The following is an 18419-nucleotide window of genomic DNA, read 5'->3' on the forward strand; positions in this document are numbered from 1 at the left end:
ATACTGGTTGGATTGTGAACTAAAGCTCTGTTGTTCATGCAAAGCCTTCTTAATTAATTGCTGAAGCTCTTTGAGTCGCAACAATTCTGCATCTACCTCTCGTAAGGAGCTATGGAGAAGCTGCCGATATTGATCCGCTGAAAAGGAAGTCATACAATCTTTAATGGAATGAACAAGGCTCAGCATATGCTTGATTCGGTCACAGACCGTATCCTATTCAATAAACTGTGGGTCATTGTGAACTTGGAATAGGACGCCCCTGCCAGCATGAACCCGCTAATGCACAGCATGCGCTATCTGCTGCGTTCTCCTTTGGGAGCCACTGCATCCGGATGATCAGAAGGAGCCCAGAGAGAAACCAGAGGCCACAGCGAATGCCCCTGATTCTCCCCCTCCCTCCTCCGTCTATACTTCAGGCGGCGTTCACGCTAAATAGAAGCTTAACCCTTTTCCAGAATATAATCATCATGCGTGCCGACAGCATTGTTCAAAATCTGCAGAGGCTGCCCTTTCAGATAATGATTGAAGAAATCAAGCGTAAAATCGTTGACGAGCTGATGTGTCTCGCGCACATTCACTCCCTGTGCCCACTCTATAATTGGAGAGATCAAAAGAAATCGGAGAAGCTCATATGAAGCGTGTTGTGCAGCTTCAGCCAGTAATTCCCGCCAGCCTTTATCAGCGCATACCGAGCATTTAACTCTTTATTGTATCGTTCAACTTTGCTGTGGGTCATGTCCAAGGCGGCTTGCTGATCGTCACTTGTGGCGTTGGAGCCCGCCAACTCGTCCTCCTCGTCCGCACTGATCATCAGGAACGGCTTGTTTATGCCAGTCGCCGGAATGCGGCGTTCACCGTACAAGGCTCCGTCCATATTGATGCCTGCCCGAACCCGCGGATCACTTAGCAGCATCTGAACCGTAGTCGCCCCGCCGAATGAGTGTCCGAACATGCCAAGGCGCTTCATGTCCATTCGTCCCGTAAACCGCTGATCCGGGTCAGCGGCAGCGAGCTGTTTAAGTTGATCCAGCACAAACCGCACATCGTTCACCCAAACCTCATTCGTCCTGTCCGGTTTTTCAAGTGGCTCTATCTCAAATTCTGTATTTTTCACCGAATCGTACAACGCAACCCGCCCATCCGGAAATATCGAAGCCATACTGTCGTAAGTATGATTGATTCCCGCTACAATGTAGCCATGGCTCACCAACTGCTCGACCTGGAACATGCCCTGACCCTCGAATCCACCAGACCCGTGTGAAAAAATAAGTACCGGATACGCCGTTTCCGCATCGGACAGCACCGCGTGTTCAATCGCATGCGTACGGGCTTGTCCAAGGCTCGTCAAAAACAACTGCGGCAGACCAGACTCCTGCTGAAATGCCTCGGCATATACTTTGGAATCGGGCACATACGGCGCTCGGGTTCCCTTAGCGTCCTTGCTGGCCGGATACCAGATCTGTACTTTCAGTTCCCGCTTGGCCCCGGCTGCCGCCAAAGTGGACGTTTCTTTGCGGGTGTTGTCAATCCAGTGATAAGCGACCGTGCCAATCCCATACGGGCCTGCCGGTTCATCGAATGTAAACACCGGGAACAGCAACGGCGCAGCTACGGTTACAGTTCCGTAGAAAAAGGCGGATAACAACGCTGCAATTCTGCGTACGCCGCGCCTATGAATGCCCCCTTGCCCGGCTCGGGCGCGCCGCCGAAAGTCCAACACCAGCGCCCATAAAGGAGCCAGCGTCAATGCATAAGTGGGGATCAGGGGCCAGCGCCATCCCTCAACCCAGCCCTGCACAACGAGAAAAACTGCCGAGACGGCCAATCCTCCCCATAATAACTGTCGCGGCTTTTGTTGCCCAACAACCAACCACAGTAACACAACCACATTAAACGTCACCAGTACAACTTCCATGATTCTCATCTGTTGATGACCTCCTCGTGATGATGACCTCCTCAAATACTGTCCGCCGAACAGGCAGGCCGCATAATGGGACATTACTAGTTGCACAAATCCCGGCAACGTCTCATAGTCTCTCTGCCACAAATAGGTGCGTCCGTTCTTTTCGGTGACGAAGCTGACCATGGAGGTTCCGTTTTCGTTGATAAAGCTCCCATCCGAAGTATATATACTTCGTCCCCGGATCGTTTGCCATGGACAGTACTCCGTCCTCGGTAATCTCTACTCGGAACTGCGATCCACTTTTGGTGTAATAGCCTGCTTGCTTCACTACAACTTGGGGTATCTTGGCCCTAACGGGCTTGCCAAATGATTTGTCCGACTTGATGTTCTTGATCTCTCCCTTTTCCTTGAGCGCAAGCAGCAGTTTGCTTGCCATTAGTTGATCCGTGTCACTGCTACCGCCGGATGATAACACGGCAGCTGCAATCTTTTTCTCAGGAAGTACGACGAGAGAAGCAGAATATGTAGTCAAGTTCCCTCATTTGGCCAAGCCCTTTATTCCGAATTCATTGAACGGGTATAGCTTCACACTGTCCCAGCCGAGACCGTAATTGTTGCTATCATCCGTATCTTTTGGCCTTCTCCTTTCCTTTTATCAAGAGTTAAATCTCATAAAACTTAAAACTGGTGACACACAAAACTAAAAACTAACCGAACGGTCAATTATATTTTATGAAAAACTGACCTATCGGTCAACATTTTTGTTTTATGCTATAATAGCTGAAGAAAATGTGACAACCATTCAAGGAGGAACGGTAATGATAGATAGTAGAGAAAAAAAGGGGAACAAAACAAAAGAAGCTTTATTACACGCTACCGTCACTTTAATCGCAGAAAATGGTTTAGAAGTATTAAGTGCTAACAGCATAGCAAAGAAGGCAAATGTTAGTAAAGCAAGCGTGTTTCATCACTTTGGTTCTATGGAGACTATTCAACAAGAAGCTTTTTTTTATGCTGATGTGTTAATGGGTGAAGCACTGGAACAAATTTATCAAGAAGTTAAGGAAACGGATTCTTTTGCGGATATTATGCTCAAATATTTTCTCTTCTTCATTGAAAAAAAAAATAAAGACTATTTAAATTTAATTAATGTTCAAATGCAATTTTTAGTGAAGTCTTCATATGATACGGAGTTTGATGAGCTTATCTATGGTAAAGACAGCGAAAAAACACCGTTTGATTTCTTTGAGATTTTAGTGAATGATTTTTATGGTGATACACTAGACGCGAATGACTTGGAGTTAGTAAATGATTTATTAGGAACTTATATAAATGGATTTTCAACATTTTTCATTTCTAAAGCAGACACAGAATGGCTTGTTTTATTATGGAAAGAAAATATTAAAATGATTGAAATCTATATTCAATCATTAATTGAATCAAATTCATAATCCATAATCTAAAAATAGTAAAAATCCAACTTTGATATGCTAAAATTATCCAAAAACCCTCGTCTTAAAGGCCAGAGAAGTCGGGTCTCAAAGAATCAGAGGGATACTCTTCCTTTAGTAAAATAAAAGGGAGCAGCTGCCGCCGGCAAACTGCTCCCTTGTTCGTTGCTCTATCGTTCTCCTTCAATGAAATTATCTTTTGTAATAACCCAAAACTGCCGCTATGGTAAAGTATAAACGTTCCAAGTTATGCTACTTACAATTCAAAATAGGCAGAAAATTAAATCAATCTGATATTAATTTGGAATAGATATTGAGATCATTAAACTTTCCTTCTACTCTTTCATATTGTCTAAGAGTTCCTTCAAACGTAAAGTTGAGCTTTTGTAAGAGCTTTATAGAATTCACGTTTTCGGGGTCAACTTTTGCTTCGATTCGATTCAGCTTTAAAGATGAGAATGCGTGATCTAACAAAGAACAGATAGCTTCTGAAGCRTATCCTCTTCCCCAAAATGATTTAKCAATRTCATATCCAATTTCWGCTTTTKCATTTTCAAAATCMAAGGAATTAWAACCACAAGAACCTATRATTTCATTGGAYTCTWTTTTAATTATGGAGAAACGAATAGCYTTRCTGTCTYGAGAAAGRTCATCAAGAAGATTAATCATCTCTTTTGCTTTATTTTCATCAGTAAAACAACTAACATTCATAAATTTAGTAACATCTGGATCAGACCAAACTTTAAACAAACTAGACGAATCCGATACCTTCATTTTTCTCAAATGTAAACGTTCTGTGTGTAACTCTGTAATCAATACTTTTACCTCCATTTTATTTTAATGTCAGGTTTAAGATATTGACATCTGCGCATAGTTCAGTCCCTTCATTTTTGAAGTTAGTTTCATTATACAAGAGCTTATAGGATTTATCTACGATTGGCTTTTGTTGTTAAACTTTTCCGTTAGCTTATTTCACTACTAATTTTGAAGCGGCTTCTTCGGCTTCTTTATAAGCTTTTTTTAATACTTCATCTCTGTCCAGTTTATCAGTACCTTGCACTCGAAGAATTTGATAATCTTCAATACCAAAAAAATTGAACATCGACTTCAAGTATTTATGCGAGTATTCAACTTCGGTATACCAGTCATTATTGGTATAGATTGCCCCACTTCCTTGTATCACAAGCATACTTCTTCCATCTTTAAGAAGACCAACTGATCCCGTTTCTGTATATTTGAAGGTTTCCCTTGCAATCATAATATTATCCATATAATCCTTTAACTTTGATGGCACATTAAAGTTATGCACTGGATAAACAATTACATACTTGTTTGCACTTTTAAATTGTTTTAATACATCATTCATACGCTCTGTTACTTCTTGTTCTCCACTTGTTAGTTCTTGACCTGTTTTTAATTTTCCCCATGCACTTAAAACAGTTTGATCTATCATTGGTACTACGTCCTTGTACAAGTTAATTTGTTCAATAACTTCATCATCAGAATACTTCTCCTTATAAATTTTCAAAAAGTAATTGAATACATTTAGACTAAATGAAGATGTGGAATCGACTTCTGGATGTGCATTAATGACAAGCAGTTTGCTCATTGGATGTTTTCTCCTTTAAATTGAATTTACCTAATCTTAATTGTCGATAAATTCAATCGTCGATAATATCAATCGCCGATTGATATAATAGACAATATAAAGACTTCATAGCCTTTTGTCAAATTCTATAGATTCTAACGTTAGTTTTTGCTAATTTACAAAAAAACATTTAGGGATTATAATGATTTTTTTGATAGCCTTTTTACAATGAAAGCAGGTGAGTCTATATGCAGTATAGTGTTATGGTTGAATATGCGTTGCATAGCCTTGTTTATTTAATAGACATACCCGAAGAGGAAAGTATTGGAAATAAAGACCTTTCAGAATTTCAAGGGCTTTCAGAAACATATCTCTCAAAAGTTTTTGGTAAATTATCAAAGGCTGGTATCGTGAGTTCTACACCTGGTGTAAAAGGTGGTTATAAATTAGCTAAGTCCCCAGAAGAAATTTCTTTTTGGGATGTAATAGAAGCAGTTGAAGGAGTAAAACCTATTTTTCAATGCAAAAATGTTTTGAAAGATAATCTTATGCATTTAGATAAAAAATGCTCTTCCTGTATTTCCGCCAATTCTTCTTGTACGATTAACTTAACGATGCTTGAGGCAGAAGAATATATGCGTGAGTTTCTTCGTAATAAGACCCTTGCATGGTTAAATGATGAACTTAATCACGTTTTACCTGAAAAATTGCGGACAGATAGCCGAGAATACTTTATAAGAAAAAACTCAAACTAACTCAAAACGTAATTATTCATATAAACAAAGCCCTGAAAATCTTCTGCAAATTTTCAGGGCTTTATATATTTATTATCAGTTACCAACCTCGTCATCCGAAATTTTCGGATTATCGGATAGGATGAATATGATGGATAAACATCCGCGATCAGTAGATCACAAAACATTAGTAAAACTTACCTATTAACCAGTTATGGAAACATGCTTGCACAATGCAAAGTTCAGTTGTCAGGTGTTAGCGAATTTTCATGGCTTCCCGCAGTTCAGCATAAACGCCCTGTGGAAGGCTAGGTACAGTGTATCTCCCATCTTTGACCAAATGTGCAATCACTTTAGCGTCCTTGATGTCATTCTTCGTCGGAGAATTGTCATCTAGCTCTTTGCTTTTTTTCACGTGCAGTGGATTTACAACACCATACTTAACTTCCTGCTCTCTAAGATAATGAGCAAGGTTTAGCCAGTAGTGACCGGTCGGCTCCATGCCGACCAAAACGTCCTGAAACCCTTGTTCCGCAGTAATCTTTTGGAACCAACTAACGAATAACTCAAAACCTTCTCGATTATTGTCAAATGTGATTGGCTTCCCGAAYTCGACTCCGCGGTAGTCTTGTGCSCKRGCYAMATGTTTGAAYTTTGCRATGTCGACTCCGACAATTAAGGTAGAAGAAGTGATTTGATTAATTCGTTCATTTTGAGTAGAATGCATCTTGTACTCTCCTTGGTTTGTATTTGGATCCAGTAGCCGGCCAGCGTCGTGGACCCATTAACATCATACCAAGGAGTCTTTTTATTTTTCAAACCTCGTATTTCTTCATAATAGGAATGCTGCCCGTTCGTATTATAGTTCAACTTGAGATGGATCCTTATCATTGCCTTTAGCAGATAAGTCACTTAATGAGCAATAAAAAAAAACCACCCCGAAGGGTGGTCCGTACTCATGATGAGCACTATAGGATTTGGATAGGAGTGGAGAGTCCTGTCCTGAACCTGTAGCTTTTAGAGTAACGTTCTTTCATACCGTTCCTGATCTCTGTTCCTACAACTTTCAAATCAACTATTTCTTCATAATAGGAATGCTGCCCGTTAGCGCAAAGCAGGCTGACGTTGCTGTCGACAGCCTAGTATCGTTTTAGTATCTATCGTTTCCGTTAGAAATGAAACCGCTAAGACTCTTCTATTTCCTTCTCTTTAATCGTGAAGCCAGACTTCCAAAAATCGAAGAGAATCTACCTTGTCGCGACAGCACCATTGTTCACAGTCTATCGAGCCCAAATAAAGCAGTTAAGATGTTTGTCCAATCATTCTCTCTTAATCCAACATATCTTGAAGATATCAAACAAGAGGAGTTGATATTTTTGGTACGTATTATCGATAAAGCTTCAGTTCAGCCGCGCCGTAGCTTCAACTTAGCGAACTCATTTATTATCAGTCGTTCACCAGTAAGATCTCGCCTTGCAAGAATCACTATAAGGATTCCAGTTAATTCTCAACCTAACCGCGTAGATTTAGTAGCAACTGTGGGTGTTCGAGGTGTCACTGGTATTGCGCAAATACTCTTTAGAATCTTCCGCGATGATAAAGAGATTTTCAACACGCAACAAGGGATCGAATCTAACGGTTCTGAACAAAATTATGCAGTTACATTCCAGGCAGAAGATAGAAATGTTAGATCAGGTAACCATGTTTACACAGTGACAGCAGAAAACCGTACTGCAAATACAAGAGCCGATATTGTTGGGCCAATATCGTTTAGTGGTCTGGCCGTTAAAACAAGAACCTAACACCTAAGCTCTATGAACCTAACCATTCTTAGACTGACCCTATAAGGAAACAGCGGCAAGCTAGGCTCTCAAAATAAAGCCTTAGACTGCCGCTGCTTTTTTATTACGCTATTACCCATTTGTCTGATGATGAAGTATCGAGCGAGTACAAGCGTCATGCTGTTGAAGAAGACCGATTTGAACTCTCCGAGAGGAGCGTTGCCGGCATCGATGAGTTTCTGGTATGCGGTAAGTTGTTGTTTAACCGCATCCTTACCGTGATCGATTTCTTGACGATTATATTTTTTTCCATCAAGCATGGGCATATATTCCTTCACTTAGAGCTTGGCGCTAAGGCAAATGTCTGTAACGACAAGTTTTAAGGACCATCCTTTGTGGGATGGCCCTTTCTTTTTAAACATGACTTATACTATACACTATACTAACGTTTCCCGTTAGCATTCGCTTCCGCTTTTAAATGCGAAAAAGAAGCTCTTCATAGAGGCATTGTCATAATATTTGCCTCGGCGGGACATGCTGATTCGGGCGCCAACCTTCAGCAGCATGTCTTGGTGATCGTAGGACGTGTATTAGAATCCTAGGTCGCTGTGAACGATCAATCCAGTCACGTCCGTTTCCTTTTTAAAGGCTTTCTCATAGGTTTGAAAAACCAGCTGGTTATCATTCGAAGGCTCATATGAGAAGCTAGGAGTTCTCCGTTATACAAATCCTTAATGGCATATAAATATATCCATGTATCGAATACGCGGTATTGAGTGACATCTGTTACCCACTTTTGGTTATGCCTAGCCTAGTGAATACTCAAGAAACTATACTTGGGTCGAGGGTAATACCTTTAAGGATGTTGTAAATGGTATGCGTTCCGGTAAATCCTACTCTGTTTATGGCGATCTCATCAATGATCTTGACTTTAAAGTAACTGGAAATGGCAATCAAGCCGAGATGGGTGAGAATCTTCAAGTAACAGAAGGGGATCTTACGACAATATCGATTCGCTTCAAGAGTCCAGACCATAATAACTATGAACAAATTACTGCGCATGAATCGACTGTTACTAATAATGTAAATGTCGATCATGTTGACCTAATCTCTGGAGAAGTGACTGGCAAAATAGACAAAAGTGAATATGCTAGTAATACAACAAATGAAACGACTAAAGTGATTAAACGTTTTACGAAAGAAGATTGGGGACAACCAGATGCTGAGGGCTATTATACGGTCTCCTATAAAGTGCCCGCAGATAAAAACCGCTATTATCGTTTGCGTGGTACGAACCTGGGTACAGATGTTGAAGGCTTCACAACTAACGGCGAGCCTTTAAAAGATAAATCGTATGACTATTCAAATACTCCAACTGAGCAGGAGAACGAAGAACGTGTTTCAATAATATTAACGACCGTAGCTATACAGGCTTGTGGTTTTACTCCAACCCGATCTTTGTTAATGTAGCGGCATTCAGTGACGAGCAGGCAATTACCGATACGATTGCTAATGTAACGTCAACACTTGGTAATACAAGTGCGATTACCAGTAATGTTGCTCTTCCTGCTGAAGGCGTGCACGGAACAGGAATTGTATGGAAGAGCAGTAATGTGAATGTCATTCGCATCGATAACAATAATGCGGTAGTTACACGTCCATCCGCTGGCATGGGTGATATGACTGTCACGTTGACTGCAACGATAACTCGCGGTGAGAAAAGTGAAGATAAACAGTATACCTTTATTGTGAAGGCATACCCTATTATCAGCGTGCCGGATAATGGATCTAATAAGCCGAATGCTTCCGTTTCAGGTAGCGGAGGAACTGTTGCGGCATCTTCAAACGGAACGGTTACAATAACTCCAGATAAAGGCTATCAAGTGAAAGAAGTAACAATCAATGGAGTATCTAAAGGAGCACTCACTGTATTGACTGGTCTGAAATCTTCTGATCTGGTTGTTGTGACCTTTGAGATCATTCAAACTGAGCCTACTAAACCTGCTGTTACGTTTAATGATGTTACAAACCACTGGGCGTCTTCATCCATCAACTATGTTGTAAAACGTGAATTGTTCACGGGTACCGCGGCAAATACGTTTAGCCCAGACGGAACCATGACTCGTGGTATGCTGGTTACGGTTATGCACCGCTTAGCTGGTAAGCCTAATGCAGGGTCAACTCACTTCAAAGATGTGATTAAGAATGCATATTACAGTGATGCAATAGCTTGGGCAAGTCAAAATCACATCGTAAATGGGGTTGATAGTACTCATTTTGCTCCAGATCAGGCAATCACTCGTGAACAGCTTGCACAGTTGTTCTTCAATTATGCAAAAGCTAACAAATTTAATGTTAACGCTAGTCAGTCCTTATCCGCATTCACAGATGCAAACCAAATCTCTACTTGGGCAACTGATGCGATGAAGTGGTCCGTTAACAACCATTTACTTTACGGTAAAGGGAAAGGGCTACTTGATCCGAAGGGTATCGTGACGCGTGCTGAAGTTGCAGCGATTATAAATCGTTTTATGATTAACTTCAACATGTAATTACCTTTTTTGAAACCTAGTGCACCCCTTAGAATATTCATGTGGCAAAAGCCCAGCAGGCTTAACTGATGAATGCTAAGGGGTGCATTTTTTGTGACTTGATTTTCAAGCCTATTTTATAACTGATAGGGGTAGATCCAACATTTTGAAGGTTTTATACGCTAAGCATTAGCGGACGCTCCAAGCAGCTTTGCGAGCCTCATGGACCTGCTTAAAATGCACTCTGCGATTGTAATCAGACATGTCTTACACCCTGCTTTCCTTTGATACGCTCCAAACGTCCAAAAACGATGTTGCCTTTCCTGATCGTCTCATAGATGCTGGTCAGACAATCAAGGTTCTTTTAGTTTTTCTCCGCAATTTTCATCGCGGCCATAATGTTTTGCGACTTCTATCATTTTTGAGGTGGATTGAATATGAATTTCATACTTAGGAAAGTCCATGTCAGAGAGACCTACAGCTAAGTCTTTACATGGGCTGCCGCCGTTACAGGTTAAACAGAGAGGTTCTTCTGCATATGGGCAATTACCATTTTCATGTGCCCTATAGGAGCCATAGGGATTATCGATCACATTTAGCTTTTGATCACGCTAGAGTGTTTCCTGGATATCGTATGGAATTTCTTCATCCTTATGAATCTCGTGGATTTCCCCATTCATATCAAAGCTAATTACACCTTGTTTGACATCCGTTTCAAATGCGCTAGGCAAAGGATTATCTTCGTATCCCAGTCACACGCCTCCCCCATTCGATAGGACTTTTTTTCCACAGGTAACCATCTATGACAACGTTAGATTACAGCATCGGCTGGTGACCGAAAAATTCGGAATTCAAAAGATTGCTCCTATAATCCTAGACCAATTACGAAGCGGAAATGAGCTCAAGCTTTATAGTCAATTATAGAAATAAAAAAAGCCACCCGGAAGAGTGGCCTGCACCCAAGAAGAGTGCAAAAGTATAGATAGGAGTGGAGAGTCCTGTCCTGAACATGTAACTTTTTGGTGTTACATACGTTTTTATCTTTCTACATCATTCTAGCCAACGGTTAATAATGAATTTATTCGACAGAAAGTATCCTCCTACAATATAAAACCTGTAAAAGCAATGAATCCAATCAAGGGTTTTTGTACTAAATTACTTACTTCATAAGAAATTCTCACCTTTATTCCTGCATACCCTATCCTATGTTTCCTTCTTATCTATCATTTAGCTAAAGGTGAAATCCTGTGAATTCATGAGTCTGAGTGAGAAAACTATTTTATTCCAAGGGAGTTGAATAATGAATTAATTGAGTATTTCAACACTAATTTACTGCATTCCAGTTTTCATCGTATTTAACACCTTGCTTACCAAGAATAATAACAACTGCATTTTCTGTGCGTACAAACGAATTATGGAGTTTTTGTAGCGGTTTTACATGGAATAAGTGTGTTATTGGTCGAAAGATAGATTCATTCGGCATTGGGTAGCCCCACCAAAAAGTAACCCTTGAAAGGCACGAAGCCAATCAAGGGTTTTATTATTATTGGCTTTTTTCCGAGATTCTTCTTTTTATATTTTCTAATCTCGTCCGTGATAGTTTTGTATACTTTATGACTACATTCAAGTCCATTCCATCAGCAAGCATTGCTGTTACTACCGTAACCTCTCCACTAAGTTCACCAATTGGTAAAGCTGCTATCCATCCTTCATCTCTTCCTTCCTCTCTTTCGAGAGATACAGGATATTCTACACTATCACTAATGTCAAGATACCATTCCATCTCTTCAGGATAAGCCTGGTCAATGCCAATGATTCCTTCCCACTCCTGACTATCTTGAAATCCAATTACTTTATCACCTGCGATCAGGTAAAATCGAGAAATAACAAATGGTGAAATTGTCGGTCTTGTTGGTCCAAAATAATGAAAATTGGTGTCAATCGATATCTTTTTCTTACATTATTCCTCCTTATTTATTCAATGTAGGATTAGGAACTTGAGTAAACAGTTTTGATAAGTTTGCAGCTTCCGTTCGTATTATAAGGTCACCAGATCTTTCTGGTCGACCTTATTTTTATGTGGTCGTAAGATAGCGGTAATCGGGGATCGAACGTTTCTGCCCGTGGGAGTTGGATCCCGAGAGCTATTCCGTTCATCCACCCTACTTGTTAAACCATGATTAGGCTGGTTGGGACAATGATCCCGAATAACAAGCGATAATGTGGACGACAAGAAGGTTAGGGGCTACCGGCGAATATCAGATTAGGAGTGGTTGAATGAACCCTGTTATTGGATTGGATGTATCGAAAGGAGAAAGTCATGCACAAGCTTTTTCAGATCGGGGAACGCCCTACGGAAAGACCTTTCGGTTTAAGCACGATCTTGACGAATTAGCTTCCTTCCTCCGTTACGTTCAAGACTTGAAGTCCTTTACTAGGGTCCTTTACTAGGCAGCGTCCTGCCGTTGTGTTAGAAGCAACGGGCCATTATCACATCCCGGTCATTCAGTTCCTGGATGAGTATCCGTATCTGTACATTATAATCAATCCGTTCCTTTCACACCAAGCAAAAAAGAGCCAATTACGAAAGGTGAAAACGGATGTTGCTGATGCGTACCAGTTGGGGAAATGTTCTACAAAGAAAAGCTGGAGCCTTACAAAAAGCGGGGTCAGTATCTGATGAATCTCCGTTACCTGACTCGGCAATATGAGTCTCTGACATTTATGTATGTCCAAGCAAAGCTGCAGTTTCAGGCGGTGTTAGATCAGGTCTTTCCGGAATATCATGGCGTCTTTGGCGACCTTTATTCGAAGGTGTCGCACTCCCAAACGAAGACTTTAAGTCAGCACGAACAGAACATCGAAGCTAAACCATTTCAATACTTTATTTGAGAACCGCAATGAACACCGATATATGAGGATAGTCATATTTCAAATACAATAAAAAAGAAGCCAAGCTTATTGGCAACGATAATATAACCGCGGCTACATTCTTAACTCTTGGTTTTTTCCTCTTGTTCTATTGGATTTTGAAGACTCCCATGCTGAACCGATAGGGTTCACTACCTATTTAGCATGTCAGGAATATGGGATCTATCTTTATAATTCTTTCTCCAAAAGGTCTTTTTGCCGATCGATCACCTGTGTAGCCGAACTGATCCTAATGTAGCCCCACCGTTTGCTTGCCATATCAACCACATCCTCAATTTTTTTAGAGCGACCTAAGGTCGTACAGAACCTAAAATTATATTGAGGTTTTTGGCTCAGTATCGAGAACTTTAGCAGTAATACAGACCACTAAGGTAGATTGAGGGAAGTTACTAAAGGGAATAGAAAAGGGAACGATATCACCGCTGTACTACCCTATTATGAGGTATTTTTTAGGGGTGCCGTTTTTGATAGTTTCTGGAACTCGATTTGAGAGGAGCCTCAGAGCCAAAAACCCTACATCTCACGAACGAGCCAACTCTAATTTTTGCTATATAGTCATAAAAAAGTATTAGAGAATACGCCTAAATAATTGACGATTTCACCCAAAACATTAGAGTCAGCTTCAAATTAGAGTTTTTTGAAAGCGAAAGGCTAACATTAACTCTAATATTGGGCGATCAAATTAGGGAACATTCCGTAAAGAAACCCTAGCCGTTGAAGGGTTTCCAGACAACTTGCCTACCGAAGCAATTAAACACTTCAAGATGATGTGGGAGTACTTGCAGTTTTAGAACAATACCCTCCCGCACCTTCGCTTCATCATCAATAACACATACCTTCATCCTTTACCCTCTCTCCCAAGCTAGCTTTAATACTTTAATTCTTATAGGAATAGCTAGTTATATGAAATGATAGTACTATTTCTTTTAAGCTGTCAATTTTATATCTGGTTCTAGGATATGATTTGCGTTAGTGTTGAGAACAGTGCGCACATCTGGTTAGCTCAGTATTCAGCGGAATCACTTAAGACTTCACTTCTAGAATCTGTAAAATCACATCCCCTTATGCGGAATTCGTATTTCTACCGTTGTCCCTATTCCCACTGTGCTTGTATAAGTTAAACCATAAGGGCTTCCGAAATATTGCTTCAGTCTTTCATTGACATTATTAATCCCGAATCCATGCAGGTCATCTGTTTCTTCATCTGGTTGACTAGGCTCAAGGATTTGTTTAATCTGTTGCTCCGTCATGCCCACTCCATCATCCTCGATATACAAAACAATGTGATCCATTTCCAGCTTGCCACTTATCCTAATCGTACCGGTGCTCCCGGATTTTTTATAAATTCCATGCATAATGGAATTCTCAACGAGTGGATGCAGCGTGATTTTTGGAATTTTATACTGTTGAATGCTGCTTACATCCAATTCCAGCTGCACGCAATTTTCAAACCGGTAATTCTGAATTTGGAGATAGGTTTGAATGTGCATAACCTCATCCTGAATCGTGACTATATCTGCCCCTTTTCTTAGACTAAGCTTATAGAATCTCGATAAGGAGAAAATCAAGGATTCAATATCAGAACAATCATATTTGATCGCCATCCAATTGATTAAATCAAGCGTATTGTAAAGAAAGTGCGGATTGATCTGAGCCTGTAATGTCTTGAACTCTGCTTGAACCAATTTCAGCTCTGCTTCCTTAACCTCCTGCCCGCTCTTGTATTGTTCCTCGTTCAATTGACTTATTTTTTTAATCATAAAATTAAAGTTTAGTGCCAGCTCGCCAATTTCATCTCTGCTCATCTTCGGAATGGTCACGGATAAATCACCTTTCTGAACCTGTCGCATTTTATCAACTAGATTATAGATTCGTTTGGTGCTTGAAGCTGAAATGAAATAAGCCAGCAGGTAGGCAACTGCCCCCATTACAACTAATAAAACGATCAAATAATTTCTTTGTTGATTGCTTGAAGCAAGAATTTCTTTTAAAGGAATGACCGAAACAAGCCGTAAATCCGTCTTTTCTATATTTTTATAACCGACAAAGGCGACTTCATTGTTAATCTTGGTTTTCTGCCATTGTGCTTCCTGCACAGTATTGTAATATGCCTGAGGGACTTTCCAGGTTGCTGTTATTCCCAAGGATGCGCTGGACTGAATGATACCATCACTGTTTTCGATGTAGACGATCCCTGTTTCCGTTAGTTCGGCAGCCTTTTTAAGCATCTTCTGAATATCGCTTTGCAGGATATCAATGCTCAAAACCCCGATATCTTTAGTATAATCCTCTGGTTTTTTCACTAGACGTAAAGCGGATAAGACCTTTTCTTCAATCGTTAGGCCGGAAGTAGCAATCGTTACAGATTTCGTTTGTTGCCAGAGAATATTGACAGACTTATTGTTTAAAGCCTCATACCACGGCTTATTATACGCTTCATTTAGGCTGAAAAAATTTTGATTTTCACCGGAATATATAAGGTTATCAGGGATAAATAGCCGAATACGGAAGTTATCTGCGTTTCGTTGTAAATAGGAAAAAAATCGATTCAAATAGGTAAAATCGTATATCTGATTGGGGATCTCTTTATCGGGCAATATCATGTTATTGAAGGCTCGAGTAGCCTCGCTATCTAGTATAATTAAATCAGACATATTCATAGCACCATTCACTTTGGATGAAAACGAAAAGACAACTTGATCGAACGATTGTTTGACAGAAAACATCGTATTTTTCTGGATTGTCTGAGCTATTTGGTTATAGGCTATCAAGGAAAAAATCAGCAGCGGTATGATGATTAATACAAAGTATGTTAAAAACAACTTCTTTTTAATTTTCAGATCTAGCATATACTGCAAAATTTTATTCTTCAGGTTAACTATCATAAGTAATGCCTTTCTCTGAATTCCGAAGGATTCATCCCCGTCAATTTTTTGAAGGTTTTAGCAAAATGATTGGGGCTGAGATAGCCTACGCGATGTGATATTTCCAAAAGCTTGATTTTTTCTTCCTTTAGAAGTTCCTTGGCTTTTTCAATTCTCACCTCGGTAATATATTGATTTATCGTTTTCCCTGTTTTGTTTTTAAAAATTTTGCATACATACGTTGGCGTCAAATACATATTCTGAGCAATTGCAGGAATGGTTATGCTTTCTTCAGAAAAGTGCTCGCTGATATATTGCATGATTTGATAAATATTCTCCCCAATATTGTCCATCGTGTTTATTTTGGCGAACACAAAATCAATCTGCTCCAGCAAATAGACCTCTATTTCTGCCAATGTCGGAATCATATAAATAATCTCCCAGAAGAAATCCTTTTTGGCGTTATCCTCAATAATCGTTATATTAAATCCTTCAGCAAATTTATTTAATCCCACAAGCATGTTGAAAAATACATTTTTAATCGAATTTACGAGCAGGTTTGTATTTTTTTCAAAATCAGCATTCAAATTTCTAATGTACGCCTTGGCCTTTTCCTGCTCATGTTCTTTGATATATTCCAGAAACCTGTTGCTCAAAGATTCATCCAAATCATACACACTTTCGCACTCTTCCTCATACATGGCAATCTGGTTGTGTCCGATAAAAAACTGCTTTTGGAGAGCGACAGCGGCAGTAAAATAGGAATCTTGAACATCCGAAATCGTATGTACATGCTTTCCTAACGCCATAAATAAATTGGTTTTCAAACAGACAATATGTTCAATACTATTCCTAAGCTGCTCTAATAAACCCGCTGAAAAAAACGGATTACGGATACTTTCCCCATAAAAATGGATTAAAATATGGTTTGCATGCTTAAAACCCGCTAAATGCTTGATCTGCGGGTCTGTAAAGATGATTTCAACTGATTTGATGATTTGTTCTTTATGCTTCTGCTGCATCTCTATCGGACTATCCACTTGGATATCCAGCTTTATTAAGGCGGTGACAAAATCCCCGGTTAAAGGCATATCCAACTGTAAGGTAGTAAAATACATCTTAATTTCATCTAGTTGTACTTGTCTGTTGATCATATCCAAAACAAGCTTTTCCTTAAACACGGTGCTGCTTTCTGCAAGCCTTAACCTCATATCGATGTCATCTGCTCTTTTTCGCTTTTCCGCAACAATAGCTTGGACAGCATCCTTAATCGCACTTTTCACTTCTTCCCTGTTAACTGGCTTTTCCAGATAATGGAGTGCCTTTAGATGAATAGCCGATTTAAGATATTCCTTATCTGCAAAGGCACTCAAAAATAGGATCGTACATTGCGGTAAAATATCTCTAAGTTTACCTGCAAGCTCAATCCCGTCCATATCAGGCATCCTAATATCACTTAATAGAATATCGGGCTGCAAACGTTCAGCGATTTCCAATGCTTCAAAACCATCACTTGCAAGCTCAACAACATCAACCCCGAGGTCCTTCCAAGTGATATATTGGAGCAGTCCTTCCCTTGTTATCTTCTCATCATCTACAATAACAAGTTTTATCACAGCAAACGCTCCTTATCTGACTTTAATTTTTCTATGTTGGTAGTAGCCCCATTGTAGCATATATTCTCTTTTTGTATGCTAAGGGGGTTACCCTCAGCATACAAAAAGAGAATGCTCATCTTAACTCTATGTCAAGCGATAAACCAAGACTAATGTTAAGCAAGCTCATGATCATGAGCAGTGACTCTAATCTTGTAGCATTAGCTTGAGGCCTGAATGATCCCTCACCAGTTCCATTTACGATACCGATATCGAATAATGTATCAATTGCAATTTCCGCCCAGCTACCAGAAACATCATTGAACTTAGATGGCTTTGGAATTGAAGTCGTATTTATTACTTTGGAAAGCATGGATACAATTTCCGCTTTAGTGATGCTTTGATTCGGCTTGAATGTCCCATCCAAATAACCGTTAATAATACCGCTTGATTTTAATACCATGATTTCATTTTCTGCCCAATGCCCCTTGGCATCTTTAAAGTTAGCGTTGCCCGCAGGTTCTAAACCAAGTGCCTTTACCAGCATAGCAGCAAATTCCGCTCTAGTTACAGTAGAATCAGTACGGAACGAACCGTCCGCATACCCCTTTACGATTCCGAGCCGAGGTTAGTTGCTAGCTTGATTGATTTTTTCAAATAAAGCACCTTCAGGTACATCCTTGAATGTTACTGACTGTTCTAAATTTTCTTTTTCCGCTACAGCCCTAACAACGTCTAAACTTACCTTTTCGTTGTAGAACGGTAAAGGAGTTGGTGTTACTGGCGTTGGTACAGGTGTTGGCGAAGCTGTAGCTGTAGGAGTGGCAGTTGGTGTCGGTGTCGGTTCTGCTGCTGCGTGTACAATCTGAATGGGTGATACTGCCGCTACCCAAACAAACTTATAAACATACAGAATACTAAAAGCAACGAGCAAGAATTAAACCTTTTCATTTAATTTCATTCCTCTAATTAGATTTATAGGCAGCAGTTATCCTGCTGCCTATGCTTTTTCCACCTTTTTTCACAGCATCCAGGAATACG

Annotated in this window: 15 protein-coding genes and 4 pseudogenes; 6 read left to right on the forward strand and 13 right to left on the reverse strand. The window is 40.0% G+C overall.

The window, feature by feature from the left end; genetic code table 11:
• Positions 1-440: 440 nt before the first annotated feature.
• From AB4Z50_RS33970 to AB4Z50_RS33980, 3 genes and pseudogenes are all read right to left on the reverse strand, one after another.
• Positions 441-611, reverse strand: a complete 171-nt coding sequence (locus AB4Z50_RS33970) for a hypothetical protein (RefSeq protein WP_441886518.1) — start codon at positions 609-611, stop codon at positions 441-443.
• Positions 608-1924: an alpha/beta hydrolase gene (locus tag AB4Z50_RS33975; protein ID WP_441886611.1), complete on the reverse strand. Its 1317-nt coding sequence runs from the start codon at positions 1922-1924 to the stop codon at positions 608-610. The genes AB4Z50_RS33970 and AB4Z50_RS33975 overlap by 4 nt, the downstream gene beginning before the upstream one ends.
• Before the next feature lie 57 nt (positions 1925-1981).
• A pseudogene (locus AB4Z50_RS33980) lies at positions 1982-2540 on the reverse strand (serine hydrolase); the annotation flags it as partial.
• Positions 2541-2721: 181 nt separating this feature from the next.
• On the opposite strand from AB4Z50_RS33980, the gene AB4Z50_RS33985 reads away from it, so the two are divergent.
• On the forward strand, positions 2722-3354 hold the full coding sequence (locus AB4Z50_RS33985) for a TetR/AcrR family transcriptional regulator (protein ID WP_441886521.1): 633 nt from the start codon (positions 2722-2724) through the stop codon (positions 3352-3354).
• Between the two features lie 285 nt (positions 3355-3639).
• Here AB4Z50_RS33985 and AB4Z50_RS33990 read toward each other — a convergent pair whose 3' ends face one another.
• Positions 3640-4170 carry a GNAT family N-acetyltransferase gene (locus tag AB4Z50_RS33990; protein WP_441886614.1) on the reverse strand — a complete coding sequence of 177 codons (531 nt, stop codon included), beginning with the start codon at positions 4168-4170 and terminating at the stop codon, positions 3640-3642.
• Between the two features lie 151 nt (positions 4171-4321).
• Complete coding sequence (locus AB4Z50_RS33995) at positions 4322-4963, reverse strand: FMN-dependent NADH-azoreductase (RefSeq protein WP_441886524.1); 642 nt, start codon at positions 4961-4963, stop codon at positions 4322-4324.
• A gap of 227 nt (positions 4964-5190) precedes the next feature.
• Between AB4Z50_RS33995 and AB4Z50_RS34000 the strand changes: the two genes are divergently transcribed.
• On the forward strand, positions 5191-5697 hold the full coding sequence (locus AB4Z50_RS34000; protein ID WP_441886527.1) for an RrF2 family transcriptional regulator: 507 nt from the start codon (positions 5191-5193) through the stop codon (positions 5695-5697).
• Between the two features lie 238 nt (positions 5698-5935).
• Here AB4Z50_RS34000 and AB4Z50_RS34005 read toward each other — a convergent pair.
• Positions 5936-6403 (reverse strand): annotated as a pseudogene (locus tag AB4Z50_RS34005) (IS110 family transposase); the annotation flags it as partial.
• Between the two features lie 649 nt (positions 6404-7052).
• Between AB4Z50_RS34005 and AB4Z50_RS34010 the strand changes: the two are divergent.
• The gene (locus AB4Z50_RS34010; RefSeq protein ID WP_441886617.1) at positions 7053-7478 is read left to right on the forward strand and encodes an exosporium protein C; all 426 of its coding nucleotides are present in this window, start codon (positions 7053-7055) and stop codon (positions 7476-7478) included.
• A gap of 68 nt (positions 7479-7546) precedes the next feature.
• On the opposite strand, the gene AB4Z50_RS34015 is transcribed toward AB4Z50_RS34010, so the two are convergent.
• Positions 7547-7777, reverse strand: a complete 231-nt coding sequence (locus AB4Z50_RS34015; RefSeq protein WP_441886530.1) for a hypothetical protein — start codon at positions 7775-7777, stop codon at positions 7547-7549.
• 556 nt (positions 7778-8333) lie between these two features.
• Here AB4Z50_RS34015 and AB4Z50_RS34020 point away from each other — a divergent pair.
• Positions 8334-8927 (forward strand): hypothetical protein, encoded by a 594-nt coding sequence (locus AB4Z50_RS34020; protein ID WP_441886533.1) that lies wholly within the window; start codon positions 8334-8336, stop codon positions 8925-8927.
• Positions 8891-10009, forward strand: a complete 1119-nt coding sequence (locus AB4Z50_RS34025) for an S-layer homology domain-containing protein (protein ID WP_441886536.1) — start codon at positions 8891-8893, stop codon at positions 10007-10009. Before AB4Z50_RS34020 ends, AB4Z50_RS34025 begins: the two co-directional genes overlap by 37 nt.
• A 1522-nt stretch (positions 10010-11531) precedes the next feature.
• Here AB4Z50_RS34025 and AB4Z50_RS34030 read toward each other — a convergent pair.
• Positions 11532-11771, reverse strand: a complete 240-nt coding sequence (locus tag AB4Z50_RS34030; protein WP_441886539.1) for a hypothetical protein — start codon at positions 11769-11771, stop codon at positions 11532-11534.
• A gap of 494 nt (positions 11772-12265) precedes the next feature.
• Here AB4Z50_RS34030 and AB4Z50_RS34035 point away from each other — a divergent pair.
• Positions 12266-12808 (forward strand): annotated as a pseudogene (locus tag AB4Z50_RS34035) (IS110 family transposase); the annotation flags it as partial.
• Positions 12809-13971: 1163 nt separating this feature from the next.
• Here the strand turns inward: AB4Z50_RS34035 and AB4Z50_RS34040 are convergent.
• The 5 genes and pseudogenes from AB4Z50_RS34040 to AB4Z50_RS34060 all read right to left on the reverse strand — a co-directional run bounded on the left by AB4Z50_RS34040 (position 13972) and on the right by AB4Z50_RS34060 (position 18312).
• Complete coding sequence (locus tag AB4Z50_RS34040; protein WP_441886542.1) at positions 13972-15645, reverse strand: cache domain-containing sensor histidine kinase; 1674 nt, start codon at positions 15643-15645, stop codon at positions 13972-13974.
• A 155-nt stretch (positions 15646-15800) separates the two neighbouring features.
• Positions 15801-17399, reverse strand: coding sequence for a response regulator transcription factor (locus tag AB4Z50_RS34045; protein ID WP_441886545.1), 1599 nt, complete (start codon positions 17397-17399; stop codon positions 15801-15803).
• Positions 17400-17514: 115 nt separating this feature from the next.
• Positions 17515-17925, reverse strand: coding sequence for an S-layer homology domain-containing protein (locus AB4Z50_RS34050; protein WP_441886548.1), 411 nt, complete (start codon positions 17923-17925; stop codon positions 17515-17517).
• Between the two features lie 12 nt (positions 17926-17937).
• A pseudogene (locus tag AB4Z50_RS34055) lies at positions 17938-17994 on the reverse strand (S-layer homology domain-containing protein); the annotation flags it as partial.
• A 12-nt stretch (positions 17995-18006) separates the two neighbouring features.
• On the reverse strand, positions 18007-18312 hold the full coding sequence (locus AB4Z50_RS34060; RefSeq protein ID WP_441886551.1) for a hypothetical protein: 306 nt from the start codon (positions 18310-18312) through the stop codon (positions 18007-18009).
• Between the last annotated feature and the right edge of the window lie 107 nt (positions 18313-18419).

Origin of the sequence: Paenibacillus sp. 2TAB26, from assembly GCF_052115145.1 — a bacterium.
Classification (GTDB): domain Bacteria; phylum Bacillota; class Bacilli; order Paenibacillales; family Paenibacillaceae; genus Pristimantibacillus.

Coding starts and splice junctions, on each gene's coding strand:
- AB4Z50_RS33985 (WP_441886521.1), top strand. CDS start 2,722: ATGATAGATAGTAGAGAAAAAAAGGGGAACAAAACAAAAGAAGCTTTA.
- AB4Z50_RS34050 (WP_441886548.1), bottom strand. CDS start 17,925: ATGCTGGTAAAGGCACTTGGTTTAGAACCTGCGGGCAACGCTAACTTT.
- AB4Z50_RS34000 (WP_441886527.1), top strand. CDS start 5,191: ATGCAGTATAGTGTTATGGTTGAATATGCGTTGCATAGCCTTGTTTAT.
- AB4Z50_RS33975 (WP_441886611.1), bottom strand. CDS start 1,924: ATGAGAATCATGGAAGTTGTACTGGTGACGTTTAATGTGGTTGTGTTA.
- AB4Z50_RS34015 (WP_441886530.1), bottom strand. CDS start 7,777: ATGCTTGATGGAAAAAAATATAATCGTCAAGAAATCGATCACGGTAAG.
- AB4Z50_RS34020 (WP_441886533.1), top strand. CDS start 8,334: ATGCGTTCCGGTAAATCCTACTCTGTTTATGGCGATCTCATCAATGAT.
- AB4Z50_RS33995 (WP_441886524.1), bottom strand. CDS start 4,963: ATGAGCAAACTGCTTGTCATTAATGCACATCCAGAAGTCGATTCCACA.
- AB4Z50_RS34040 (WP_441886542.1), bottom strand. CDS start 15,645: ATGTTTTCTGTCAAACAATCGTTCGATCAAGTTGTCTTTTCGTTTTCA.
- AB4Z50_RS34030 (WP_441886539.1), bottom strand. CDS start 11,771: ATGGAATGGTATCTTGACATTAGTGATAGTGTAGAATATCCTGTATCT.